General features: G+C 67.8%; 12 protein-coding genes. 8 read left to right on the top strand and 4 right to left on the bottom strand.

The annotated features are described in order from the left end of the window. The first annotated feature begins 194 nt into the window (after window positions 1-194). Window positions 195-1,076, top strand: a complete 882-nt coding sequence (locus QH196_RS13370; protein WP_280416102.1) for an alpha/beta fold hydrolase — start codon at window positions 195-197, stop codon at window positions 1,074-1,076. A gap of 26 nt (window positions 1,077-1,102) precedes the next feature. Here QH196_RS13370 and QH196_RS13365 read toward each other — a convergent pair whose 3' ends face one another. Next, window positions 1,103-1,708, bottom strand: coding sequence for a TetR/AcrR family transcriptional regulator (locus QH196_RS13365; protein WP_280416101.1), 606 nt, complete (start codon window positions 1,706-1,708; stop codon window positions 1,103-1,105). Between the two features lie 69 nt (window positions 1,709-1,777). Between QH196_RS13365 and QH196_RS13360 the strand changes: the two genes are divergently transcribed. Further along, entirely contained in the window at window positions 1,778-3,178 is a 1,401-nt protein-coding gene (locus tag QH196_RS13360; RefSeq protein ID WP_280416100.1) for an MFS transporter, read from the top strand. A 36-nt stretch (window positions 3,179-3,214) separates the two neighbouring features. Here QH196_RS13360 and QH196_RS13355 read toward each other — a convergent pair whose 3' ends face one another. Together QH196_RS13355 and QH196_RS13350 are read right to left on the bottom strand one after the other, a co-directional pair. Continuing rightward, window positions 3,215-4,072 (bottom strand): SDR family oxidoreductase, encoded by an 858-nt coding sequence (locus QH196_RS13355; protein ID WP_280416099.1) that lies wholly within the window; start codon window positions 4,070-4,072, stop codon window positions 3,215-3,217. 44 nt (window positions 4,073-4,116) lie between these two features. Beyond that, window positions 4,117-4,503, bottom strand: a complete 387-nt coding sequence (locus tag QH196_RS13350) for a cupin (protein WP_280416098.1) — start codon at window positions 4,501-4,503, stop codon at window positions 4,117-4,119. Window positions 4,504-4,621: 118 nt separating this feature from the next. Here QH196_RS13350 and QH196_RS13345 point away from each other — a divergent pair, with 118 nt between their 5' ends. From QH196_RS13345 to QH196_RS13335, 3 genes are all read left to right on the top strand, one after another. Then, window positions 4,622-5,269 (top strand): TetR/AcrR family transcriptional regulator, encoded by a 648-nt coding sequence (locus QH196_RS13345; RefSeq protein WP_280416097.1) that lies wholly within the window; start codon window positions 4,622-4,624, stop codon window positions 5,267-5,269. A gap of 535 nt (window positions 5,270-5,804) precedes the next feature. Next, entirely contained in the window at window positions 5,805-6,488 is a 684-nt protein-coding gene (locus tag QH196_RS13340; RefSeq protein WP_432279486.1) for a HEAT repeat domain-containing protein, read from the top strand. Continuing rightward, on the top strand, window positions 6,482-7,495 hold the full coding sequence (locus QH196_RS13335) for a MerR family transcriptional regulator (protein ID WP_280416095.1): 1,014 nt from the start codon (window positions 6,482-6,484) through the stop codon (window positions 7,493-7,495). The genes QH196_RS13340 and QH196_RS13335 overlap by 7 nt, the downstream gene beginning before the upstream one ends. Before the next feature lie 108 nt (window positions 7,496-7,603). Here the strand turns inward: QH196_RS13335 and QH196_RS13330 are convergent, their stop codons facing one another. Then, window positions 7,604-8,599: an alpha/beta hydrolase gene (locus QH196_RS13330; protein ID WP_280416094.1), complete on the bottom strand. Its 996-nt coding sequence runs from the start codon at window positions 8,597-8,599 to the stop codon at window positions 7,604-7,606. A 99-nt stretch (window positions 8,600-8,698) separates the two neighbouring features. Between QH196_RS13330 and QH196_RS13325 the strand changes: the two genes are divergently transcribed. From QH196_RS13325 to QH196_RS13315, 3 genes are all read left to right on the top strand, one after another. Beyond that, window positions 8,699-9,340, top strand: a complete 642-nt coding sequence (locus QH196_RS13325) for a TetR/AcrR family transcriptional regulator (protein ID WP_280416093.1) — start codon at window positions 8,699-8,701, stop codon at window positions 9,338-9,340. A 106-nt stretch (window positions 9,341-9,446) separates the two neighbouring features. Further along, window positions 9,447-10,304 (top strand): SDR family oxidoreductase, encoded by an 858-nt coding sequence (locus QH196_RS13320; protein WP_280416092.1) that lies wholly within the window; start codon window positions 9,447-9,449, stop codon window positions 10,302-10,304. Further along, complete coding sequence (locus tag QH196_RS13315) at window positions 10,301-11,419, top strand: hypothetical protein (protein ID WP_280416091.1); 1,119 nt, start codon at window positions 10,301-10,303, stop codon at window positions 11,417-11,419. Before QH196_RS13320 ends, QH196_RS13315 begins: the two co-directional genes overlap by 4 nt. Window positions 11,420-11,652 lie beyond the last annotated feature (233 nt).

Genomic DNA, 11,652 nt, shown 5'->3' with positions numbered 1-11,652 from the left:
ACCCTTCACTGCTTCGGGCGCCCGCCCCGACATTGTGCGACCCCACTGCTGTGCTCGGTTCGCGGCTGCCGCCCGTCGGTCGCAACGTGCATGTCCGGCTGGAATGGTTCATCAACCTAGCGTCAACCTGCTTCTGTTTGTAGTATGTATGCTACGAACAGCAATAGTTGTTCGTAGATCGATAGGGGATATCCATGCCGAAGATTGGACGATTCACCAGCGACGATGCGAAGGTCGAATATCTGCGCGTCTACGACGCATGGGCACGACGGTGGCCGGTTCCCTCGACGGTCCTCGACGTCGAAACGTCGTTCGGGACGACGCGTATACGCAGATCCGGGGCCGGTGGGGGGGAACCGGTGTTTCTGCTTCCCGGCATCATGGGCAACGGCTTGGTGTGGCACCGGTTCATCGAGGGCTTCGCCCGGGACCGGGTGGTATTCACGCCGGATGTCATCGGCTGGCCGGGGCGCTGTGTGCAGACTGCACCCGTGCGGGACGGTGCCGATGTGGCGAAGTGGGTGGTCGAGACACTCGACGGACTCGGCGAGGACCGAGTGCACCTGGCCGGAAATTCTCTCGGCGCGTGGCTGTCCGCCATGGTCGGCGTCCACTACTCCGACCGCTTGTCGAGTCTCACCATGTTCGAGCCCGGCGGCGCCACCTTCGCCAAGCCGAAGTGGAGTCTGCTGGTCAAGTTTCTCCTCGCCGGTATGCGCCCGACTCCCGAACGTATGCGCAAGCTCAACGCCTGGCTGACGCCCGGTGTGGAATACACCGAGGAGGAGTTCGCGATGGTGATGGCGAGTTTGAAGTTCAAAACCGGGATGCCCTGGGATCGATTGCTCACCGACAAGGAACTGGCTGCCATCACTGTCCCGGTTCTGGTGCTGTTCGGCGCCGAAACGGTGGTCAACGACCCGGAAATCGGAGCGGCCCGCGCCCGTAAGCATATTCCGTCGGTCGATGTGCAGACCTATCCGAATATCGGGCACGACCTGCTGTGGGCGAACCAGGAGGTGGTGATCCCTCGGTTTCTGGAATTCGCCGATAAGCACGATCGGATCCGGAAGTGACCGTCACGGAGGACGTGGGTGCCGGGTCAGGTGGTGAGGAAGAGCTGGTCGAGGTGGTAGCGCACGAGTTCGGTGGCGGCGGCGGTGGTGTGCTGGCCGGCGAGTAGGCCGGTCCCGAGGCCGTTGGCCAGGGCGACCAGCCGGGCGGCTTCCTGTCCGGGGTCGAGGCCGGGGGCGAGCTCGCCGTGGTCGGCGGCGCGGGTCAGAGCGCCGGTGAGTTGCTGCTGGAGGCGGCCGATTCCGGCGGCGAAATCGGGGGTGGCCAGCTCGGGGTCGGTGAGAGCGAGCATGGCGTAGGAGGTGCCGACCAGGTGGAAGACGCGGCTGGGTTCGTCGGTCGGCAGGGCCTCGGTGAGGAAGGCTTCGACGAACGCCCGCGGCGGGACCGGGTCCGGCAGGTCGGCGAGTCGTTCGGCCCAGCGGCGATGGGATTGCTGTTCGAGGTGGTGCAGGGCGCCGGTCAGGAGCCCGGATTTGGTGTGGAAGTAATACTGCACCAGGCGAAGTGAGACCCCGGCTTCGGCGGCGACCGAGCGCATGGTGGCCGCGTGCAGGCCGTCGCGGGCGGCGACCCGGACGAGCGCGTCGGCGATCTGCGCGCGGCGAGCGGTGTGGTCGGCGGTTCTGGGCACCGGGTTCTCCAACTCTCCAGAAGTTGATACGTTTGTATACGGTACATGTGTATCACAATGGAGGTGAGTATGCGGGTCGACCAGGATCGTGCGGCACCCGGTATCCCGGACTCGGTGCGGAAGGCCGCGGTGCTGACCGTTGTGTGCGCAGCGCAGTTCATGGTGGTCCTCGATATTTCGGTGGTGAACGTGGCACTGCCGTCGATCCGCACGTCGCTCGGGCTGAGTGACGTCGCACTGGGCTGGGTCGTCAACGCGTATGCACTGGTATTCGCGGGCTTGCTGCTACTGGGTGGACGGCTGGCCGATTTGTTCGGGCGCCGGCGCATGCTGCTGGCCGGTCTCGGCGTGTTCGCTGTGGCGAGCCTGGCGGGTGGGCTGGCGGATTCGGGGGCGTGGCTCATCGGTGCGCGAGCGGTGCAGGGCCTGGGCGCGTCGGTAACGGCGCCGGTAACACTGGCGATTCTGACCGCGACCTTCGCGGAAGGGCGGGCCCGGACCCGGGCGCTGGCGGTGTGGACCGCACTCGGCCTGGCGGGTGGTACCGCGGGCAATCTGCTCGGTGGCGTGCTGACCGAATGGGGGTCGTGGCGATCGACATTGCTGATCAATGTGCCGATCGCGCTGGTCGCGATCATCGTCGCGGTGCGGGTGATCGCCGTGGACCGCCCGGTGGCGCCGCCCCGGCTGGATATCGCAGGGGCGGTGCTGGTCACCGGCGGGCTCGTGGCCCTCGCGTACGGCATCGGCGAAGCCGCCGCCCGCGGCTGGGCTGCGGCCCCGGCACTGGCCGGGATCGGTGTCGGTGCGCTACTGCTGATGGCGTTCGTTCTGGTGGAGAGCCGATACGCGGTATCGCCGCTGATTCCGGTGCGGTTGTGGCGGATCCGCTCGGTGGCCGCGGGCAACGTACTACTGCTCCTGGCAGGTGCCTGTTTGAATCCGATGTGGTTCTTCCTCACTCTGTCGATGCAGGCGGGTCTCGGCTATGGTCCGCTGCAGACCGGTCTGGCGTTCCTGCCGCATACCGTGGTCGCGATCGTTATCGGCGTATGGGCGACACCGTGGCTGATGCGCCGGGTCGAGGGGCGGGTGCTGATCGCGCTGGGCGCTCTCATCGCCGCCGCCGGGTTCGTGTGGCAGGCGCAGCTGGCCCCGGGCAGCGGCTATATCACCGGGATACTCGGCCCGGCAGTCATTTTCAGCGTCGGTGCCGGACTGCTGAACACTCCTGTCACCGCCGCGGTGATGTCGGGAGTCCCCGAGGAGGACGCCGGTGCGGCGGCCGGTTTGATGAACACGTCCAAACAGATCGGGGCCGCCCTCGGTCTGGCCGTGCTGATCACGGTGGCCACGCCGGGCGCCCTCGCCGGCTACAACCGCGCCTTTGTAGCGATTGCGGCGGTCATGATGGTCGTCGCGGCGGCTACGGCGCTACTGCCCGCTGCGCGTGACAGTCGTACTCGATGATGCGGTGGGGCCCCGCATCGCCGAGTACTGGCGCCCTCAGGTCTCGGCGGAAGTGCCGGGGTCTGCGGGGGCCCGGAAGTCGGCGGCGTGGTCGTTGATCCACCGTCGATAACCGCGCGGTGCCTCGTCGTCGTAACCGGCAGGAACGGGAGCGGGGTGAATGGGCTCCGAACTCGCGCGTTCGTAATACCGCAGCAATGACCCCGCGATCCGCGGCGGTAGCCCCTGGGCGATCATGAGTTCCCGGCCCGTAGCAGGATCGACCTCCTCGAATCGAATGTCCGAACCGATCGCCCGGCCGATCAGGTGGACCTGCTCGGCCGGAGTGAGGAGTTCCGGGCCGGTCAGTACGGGAGCGGTGGCGAGTAAGTCGTCGGAAACCAGGGCTCGGACGGCGGCCGCCGCGAGATCCCGCTCGTGCAGCGGAGCGATCCGGACATGTCCGTGGGCGGCCCGCACTACGCCGTTGCTGCGGATGGCGGTCGCCCACTGCCGGGTGTTCGCCGCGAACATGCCTGCTCGCAGGAAGGTCCATTCCAGTCCGGTGGCCGCGATGTGCTGTTCGAGGCCACGGTGGAGGATGCCGGTGTAGTTCGCGGGATGGTCGTCGAGGACCGATGACGATGAGAGCAAGACGATTCGGCGCACGCCCGCGGAGGCCGCCTGGTGGAGGAACTCCTCCGCTCGATCGTGCACCGCGGCGGGGTTGAGGAATATCGCCCGCACGCCCGCGAAGGTCTCCGGGTCGGTGGTGGCGGGCACGACCTCGGCGCCGGCCGGCAGTACGGCTGTGGACGGATTCCTGCTGGTGGTGCGGACAGCCGCTCCTATCGTGAGCAAGCTCTTCACGATATGTGCGCCGACGTTTCCCGTGGCGCCGGTGACCAGATACATTCCTTCGCTCCTTCTGACTTCGGCAGATCGGGCAGCGGATGTCGTCATCGGGCGCGTTCTTCCAGTCGTGATCCACGCCGCGGTGAGAGCGACAGCAGATCGGTGGGTCCGTCGAGTTCGATCCGATGCAGACGATCGCGGGGCACGATGCAGGCTTGACCGGCCGTGAGGGCCAGCGAGTCCTCCTCGGCGCCGGGGTTTTCCGGGTGGAAGAACATACGTATTCCGCCGGTGAGCACTGCCACCAGTTCATCGCCCGACGGATGGACCTCCCAGTGGTCTCCGTGGGCGTCGGCCGCGGTTTCCAGGTGGAAAGCACCCAGCGACCAGCCATCGATATCGCCGATCATCCGGCGGGGTTCGTCGAACATCGTGCCGTCGCGCAGAACGCGGACGCCGCGGTGGAAAAGGTCGATCGGAATGGGGGGCATCCTTTTTCCTTCATCTCGTCCCGGCGTGCGCCGGGGCCTGGCCGCTAGTTTTTATACGTGTACAAAAACTAGCGGAGCCGCGACCCACTTGTCGAGGGGGTCGTGCCAAGATGGCTCGGTGACCACTCGCACCGGACGCCCACCACGCTTGTCACGGGCCCAGATCCTGACGGCGGCCGGCGAGCTGATCGACAAAGACGGCGCGGACGCGCTGACCATGCGGCGGCTCGCGGCCCGGTTGGGCGTCACGCCGATGGCGGTCTATCACCATGTCCGGAACAAGGAAGAGTTGCTGCTACTTCTGCTGGACGAGGTTGCCGCGGGCATCCGGCGTCCGGAGTTGCCGGAGAACCCGCGGGAGCGGGTGGTGCTCGCGGCGCGGGCCATGCACGACACCCTGGTGCAGGTTCCGTGGGCGGTCGAGGTGCTGACCGCCGATGACCTACTGTCTCCGGCTGCTCTTTGGTACCCGGAACAGATCATCGACGGGGCCGTCGTTTGCGGTCTGTCCACGGAGGACGCCGTACACGCGTACCGGACGATCTGGTACTACACCGCGGGGGAGATCCTGGTCCGCGCCGCGGCATCGCGGCGCCGTGCGGCCGATGACCGGGCGACGATGCGCGACAGGATATTCGGCTCGCTGGACCGCTCCGAATGGCCTCGATTGGCCACCGTGGCCGACCGCTGGGCCGAGCTCACCGAAGCCGATATCTACGAACGGGGCCTGCGTGCCCTGATCGACGGCCTGTTGACCGATCACTGAGTGGGCCGGCCGCCACCGGCTACAGCGAGACGCGGACGCCGGGCGGGGTTTCCGCCGGACCCTGTTCCCGCCGACACATCCGGGTACCGGTGGGCGATATAGGAGATGGGTCGGGAAATATGCACGAGATCGATCCGCTGGAAGGAGGTGGGAACGATGGGTTCCTTCGGCCTCGATGTCGGTGTGGGTATCGACCTGTTCCTCAGGTGGCTCGCCGTCATGTTCGGACTCGATATCGGCATCAGCTGATATACGAGCCCAGTGTCACGCCGACGGCAGCTGTCCCTTGCCGGATAGTTGCTTCTGGGAGAGCGAGGACCGCGGTGGCCGCCGGGTCGCCATCGCTCGACCGCTCTCAGTCCTTGTTCACGTAAAAACGATGCGCTCGCGCCGAGTGCCTGGTGCTCGGTGCGAGCGCATGCACCTGCCGGTCGCGACACCGCGACTGCTCCCGGTGACGCCGCATTGCCTGCCGCCTCGAGGGTTCCTGTACTTGACCTTCTCACTGTGACAAGGTCTTGACTGGCTGTCGGAGGTGGTACCCATCAATACGACACACAGGAACTCTGGATACACACGGCTGCTCGGCGCATTGGCCGCCCCGGACTCGTCGACGCGGCTGCAGGCGGCGCTGGCCGCCGGCACACGTCCCGCGCCGGAACTCGTCGACGCGCTGGTGCAGCGGTGCGCGGTCGAACCCGACTTCTTCGTACGTGACATGCTCACCTGGGCGCTGACCCGGCTTCCGCCGCAGATCACGCTTCCGAAACTCCGCGCAGAGCTCACTTCCGAGTGCGCACAGGCGCGCAGTCAGGCCCTGCATACGTTGTCGAAGATCGGTGACCGCGCCGTCTGGCCCGCGATCACGCGCTCACTGCTGCGTGACCCCGACGACGAGGTCGCGCGGAGTGCCTGGCGCGCCGCCGTCGTACTGGCGCCGGAAGAGGAGAGGGGCGCGCTGGCCGGGGAGCTGGCCACACAGTTGGCGCGGGGCGACCGAGAGGTCCAGCTCAGTCTCAGCCGGGCCTTCGTTGCGCTCGGTGAGCCGGCCGAACCCGTACTCGACGCAGCCGTGGTCGACAAGAATCCGGCAGTGCGGGCGCATGCGAGCGCCACGCAGCGCCTTCTGCGCGACCCGGACGCCGGTTTCGACCTCGCCGTCGACGCGGCCCGGCGGGTGGTGGCGCTCGGACCGGACGGTGAGGAGGCCGCATGCTGATCGGTGAGGTCGCACGACGCTCGGGGGTGAGCACCCGGATGCTCCGCCACTACGACTCCCTCGGGCTCGTGCGCCCCACCGGCCGCACCGTGGGCGGCTACCGCGAATACTCGCCCGAGGACATCCGGCGGATCTTCCATGTGGAGGGCCTGCGGTCGCTGGGATTGTCGCTGCGTGAGATCGGGCGGGCCCTCGACGATCCCGGATTCACCCCGTCCGCACTGGTCGGCGACCTGATCCGGAAGACCGGCGAACGGCTGAACCGGGAGCAGGAGCTCCTCGACCGGCTGCGCACCGTCGATGCGGCCGGCCCCACCGGCTGGCAGGACGTCCTGCGTATCGTCGAACTTCTGCACGGGCTCGGGTCGCCGTATGCCGCGCGCCGCCAGCAGGCGATCCTGGCTCCGCCCGAGGATGTGCCGCCGCCCGCCGAGGTGCTGGCCGCCGCCGTTCTGGCGGAATCCGATCCGAACGTAGCCGGTTCGTTGCGCTGGGCCCTCGCCCGGGCCGAGGGGGATGCGGTGGAGGGTCTCGCATCGGGTCTGCGCTCGGACGACGCCGATATCCGCCGACGTGCGATCCACGCGCTTGCCGAGCTACCCGAGGCCACACCGGTGCTGACCGAGGCGCTCACGGATCAAGACCCGGCGGTCCGCCGGTATGCAGCTCTCGCGCTCGGTGCGCGGGGTGTGACCACGGCCGTGCCGCAGCTCATCCGCACAGTCGTTGAGGGCCCTAACGATGTCGATGCGGCCGAACTCCTGGGCGGTTTGGCCGCGGATGCGGTATGGGCCGACCGGATCATGACCGCGCTCACCGCCGAATTCGCCGCGCACCCGGCCGATCCCGCGGTCCGGACGCGGCTGACCCAGGCGCTCGCCGAGATGCCGGGAACTCTCGCGCTGAATCTCCTGCGGCAATTGGCCCATGACGACGAACGGGCTGTCGCACTGCTCGCGTCGGCACTCGTGCAGGCGGTCGAGGAGCGGTCGGCCGCGGATCCGTGAGTCGCGGTCGATCCTTGACCTGGCGTATCCGGTCGGCCGCGCCGATGCCGCGGCGCGACCGTTCGACGGGTAATGCAGTGCCACCGAACCTGGCCGGCGAGGAGTTCGTCAGGAAGTGGCCCCGAATACCTTGCTGCGCAGGAAGACCCCGGTCAATCGCATCGCCTCGCGGCTTTCGGGCAGTAACGCGTCGAGAACGGGGAAGGCGTGTACCTGGCCACGCCAGATATGCGTTTCGACGATACGTCCGGCGTCGGCGAGAAGCCCGGTGAAATCCCGGATATCGGCTTCGAACATCTCCCGTCGTGCTGCGGTGAGGAAGGCTGGGGGAAACACTGCCGGATCGACCTCCAGCATCGAGCGCGCACCGCGCGGGGCCAGCGGGCCGCGCGCCCATTTCCGTTTCGCGCGCCGGTAGGCCGAAACCGGCATGAGGGCGTCGTGACCGATGATTTCGTCGGCACGCCGATCGGCGTCGAGGTCCACGTGCGGGGAGTAGCCGATCAAGGCGGCGGGCGCCGGCAGTCCGTCGGCCGCGGCCAGTTCGCAGGTTTTGGCGGCGAGGAAACCACCCGACGAATCACCCGCGAGGACTACTTTGCCGGGGTCCGGGCAGCGCTCGAGCAGGGCTCGATAGGCGGTGCAGGCGTCGTGTACCGCGGACCCCACCCCGCCGTGGGGCAGCTGCCGGTAGAGCACGGAGTACACCGGCACGGCCAGAGTGTGCGCCATTCTGCTCGCCACCCGGCGGTGCGTACCGGCGCCGCAGAAGGTGAAGCCGCCGCCGTGCAGGTCCAGCACGGTCGCGCCGGCCAAGCCGTCCTGTGCGGTGATCGCGGGCCGGTACTCCTCGACGGGGACCGCGCCCAGTTCGGTGACGGAGCATTGGACGCCGGGCAGTCGCGGCAGCCGGCCGACCACGGTATCGAGCAGTGCGAGTGCGCGGATACCGGGATCGTTCAGCGGCCAGATCCGATAGCCCTGCTTGGCGATCAGGCGGGCCGGCACATACGTCACCCGCGTGCCGAGACCGGCATCGTCGTGCAGGTTCAGCACGGGCGCCAACTGCGGCGGGGGAGTGGCGGGTTTGGTTTCACTGGTCACGACGTGTCCCTGGGGTCGACGGCTTTATCTGACATGTACACTTGTCAGATGATGTCGGCCAGTATGGCACGACCACACCGCCAACCGGAAGGAGCGACGATGGCCGCCGCACGAGACCGGGGCGCCGGCCGCCGCTATTCCGGTATGGACGCCGCCGAGCGCACCCGGGCCCGGCGGGCCGCGATCCTCGGGGCCGCACTGGAACTGTTCGGTACCGCCGGTTTCGCAGCGACCTCGGTCAAGCAGATCTGCGTCGCCGCCGGTCTGACCGAACGATATTTCTACGAATCCTTCCGCGACCGCCATGCCGCCCTGGCTGGTGTATACGGCGAAATCGTCGCCGAGCTCCGTCTCTCCACACAGGCTGCGATCGACGCGGCGGACGGCGATATCGGCACAGCCGCACACGACGGCCTGTCGGCGTTCGTCGGTTATCTCACCGCGGACCCGCGCCGCGCCCGGATCGTGCTCATCGAGGTCGTCGGCGTATCGCCCGAAATCGAGGAATTACGCCACGGGGTGCTCCGCGCCTTCGCCGATCTGATCGCCTCCGTATGGTCGGCGGATCCGGGCGTCGACTCGGTCGGCGAGCGGTCGCGGCTGACTGCGATCGCGCTCTCGGGTGCCGTCAACAACCTGCTCGTGGACTGGATGATGACGGGTACGCGGCACTCGCCCGAAATGCTCGTCGAGGTGTGTACCACGTTGTTCCTCGCTGCACTGGACGGTTTGAAGCGCTAGTTCGCACCCTCCGGCTCGGCAAGCGATTTTCCTTGCCTCCTGCCGCGCCATACTGCACACTTCATCTGACACGAATACATGTCAAATAACCGGAAAGGAGCTATCCGTGCGCTCGACGAATGAGCTGAGGGGCCGAGTGATCGCGGTGACCGGCGCCGCCCGCGGGATCGGCCTGGCCATCGCTGCCGAGCTCGCCGCGGCGGGCGCGCGCGTAGCGATCGGTGACCTGGACGAACAGCATGCCGCGACCGCTGCCGGCCGTTTGCCCGGTGAAGCCTCCGGATTCGCGGTCGATGTCGGGGACGAAGCGTCCTTCACCCGATTCCTCGACGCGGTCGAACAGCGCTGGCAGCGGATCGACGTACTGGTCAACAACGCAGGCGTGATGTGGGCCGGCCGGTTCGACGAGGAACCCGAGCGGGCAACCCAGCGGCAGCTCGAGGTCAACCTGCACGGCGTGATCCGCGGCGTCCGCCTGGCCGCGCCCCGGATGCGCGCCCGCGGCCGCGGGCATATCGTCACCGTCGCCTCCGCGGCGTCCAAACTCGCCCCCGCCGGCGAAGCGACCTACGCGGCGACCAAACACGGTGTGTACGGCTACCTCAGTGCGGTCCGCACCGAGCTCCGCGGCAGCGGCGTCGAACTGTCGGTGGTGATGCCGACCGTGGTCGATACCGAACTGGCGGCCGGCACCTCGCCGGGTCCGGTCGCGATGCTCACTCCCCACGATGTCGCCCGGGCGGTCGCCGGTGTCATCGCCCGCCCACGGTTCGAGGTGACCATCCCACGCTATGTGGGCCCGCTGGTCCGCGCCGTGGGGATACTGCCCGACGCGCTGCGGGCGGCGGTCTTCCGGCGAATGGTCCCGAATCAAGTTGCGGCATTGGGCACGGACCGTTCCTCGCGGGCGGAATACGAACGCGGCGCACTCACCCCCACCGACACCCCAGGAGACGAACAATGACCACCGGAACCGAAAACCGCGGGACCGATCGGGTGCGCCCGATTCCCGAATTCGACGGCGTGCACGATATCTGGCCCCGCGGCGAACGCCTCGCCGCAATCCGCGAGGCCGCCACCCGCTACCGCGCCCGCTTCCTCGCCCAAGGGCAGGTGCGAGCCGTGCAGAGTTTCGATATCGCCGCGGCGCCGTATCCTGCACGATTCGCCTTCCAGGGCTATTCACTCAATCTGAACCCGATGATCTCGATCGTCAACCGGATGTTCGTGATCCAGTTCGAAGGTTTCGACGGCACCCTGAAAACCTTGGTCTGGGAGCCCACCGTGGCGGCCGGTTCGGCGGAGGCGCCGTTCTACCGCAAGCTGCAGCGCTTCTCCCAGCGCTTCGGCGCCGACAAATTCTTCGTCAAGTACTACAACGACCCCGATACGGTGCTGCCCCGGCTCGGCCTGCGCAACGACGATGTCGACTACCTCAGCTTCGACCACCTCCACGTCCAGGACGTCCGCATGATCATGGGCAGCACCGAGGTGATCGAGGGCGAATCCGCGCCGCGGCCGCCGCTGTTCCCGAATGCCGAATTACTCGCGCACCGCAAAGAACTCGGCACCTTCGAATCCATGCACCCGATGCAATGGGCCTGGTACGTCGACGGCGGAATGAACGGTGTTCCCCGTGACCGGCTGCTCACCTTCGACGGTGATATCGAACTCGGTGTCGGGGTGAGTCTGCTGTGGACGCCGGGGCATACCGACGGCAACCACTCGCTGGTCCTCAACACCCCCGACGGTATCTGGGTTTCCTCGGAAAACGGGATGGCCGCGGACAGCTGGCAGCCCGAGCTGTCCGCCATTCCCGGGGTGAAACAGCAGGCAGCGTTCTACGGCCGCGAGGTAGTCCTCAACGGCAATACCCTGGAAGACTCGCTCGACCAGTACGATTCGATGGTCAAGGAGAAAACCCTGGCCTCGCCCTCGCCTCGCGACCCGCGCTGGTTGCAGATCATCCCGTCCTCGGAATGCGCGCCGTGGAAACGCCAATGGCCTGTCGTGCCCACCTACAGTCACGGTGGGCTCGACTACGGGACCATCGTCGCCCCGGACCGGACGCCCGCGTGATGCGCGGAATCAGTGCGCGCCGAGGGAGTCGATAGCGGCACGGAGTTTCGGGGGGGGCGCGGCGGGGGGGCGCGGGGGGGGGGGGGCCCTCTCCCGGCCCCGGGCTGCCCAACCCCCCGGCCCGGCGGGTACGGCCCCGGGGTCCCGGGGGGGGCGCGGCGGCCAGCGCCGCCCGCACCATCTCGGTATCGGAGAGCCCGCCGCCCACTTCAGCGCGGTAGTTTGTCGAGCAC

This window comes from Nocardia carnea, from assembly GCF_029868325.1.
Lineage (GTDB): Bacteria > Actinomycetota > Actinomycetes > Mycobacteriales > Mycobacteriaceae > Nocardia > Nocardia carnea_C.
This window is presented reverse-complemented; position numbering and strand designations above follow the sequence as displayed.

Bases quoted from the DNA above. Each gene is read 5' to 3' on its own strand.
- QH196_RS13370 (WP_280416102.1), top strand. From the start codon at position 195: ATGCCGAAGATTGGACGATTCACCAGCGACGATGCGAAGGTCGAATAT.
- QH196_RS13360 (WP_280416100.1), top strand. From the start codon at position 1,778: ATGCGGGTCGACCAGGATCGTGCGGCACCCGGTATCCCGGACTCGGTG.
- QH196_RS13355 (WP_280416099.1), bottom strand. From the start codon at position 4,072: ATGTATCTGGTCACCGGCGCCACGGGAAACGTCGGCGCACATATCGTG.
- QH196_RS13350 (WP_280416098.1), bottom strand. From the start codon at position 4,503: ATGCCCCCCATTCCGATCGACCTTTTCCACCGCGGCGTCCGCGTTCTG.
- QH196_RS13335 (WP_280416095.1), top strand. From the start codon at position 6,482: ATGCTGATCGGTGAGGTCGCACGACGCTCGGGGGTGAGCACCCGGATG.
- QH196_RS13325 (WP_280416093.1), top strand. From the start codon at position 8,699: ATGGCCGCCGCACGAGACCGGGGCGCCGGCCGCCGCTATTCCGGTATG.
- QH196_RS13315 (WP_280416091.1), top strand. From the start codon at position 10,301: ATGACCACCGGAACCGAAAACCGCGGGACCGATCGGGTGCGCCCGATT.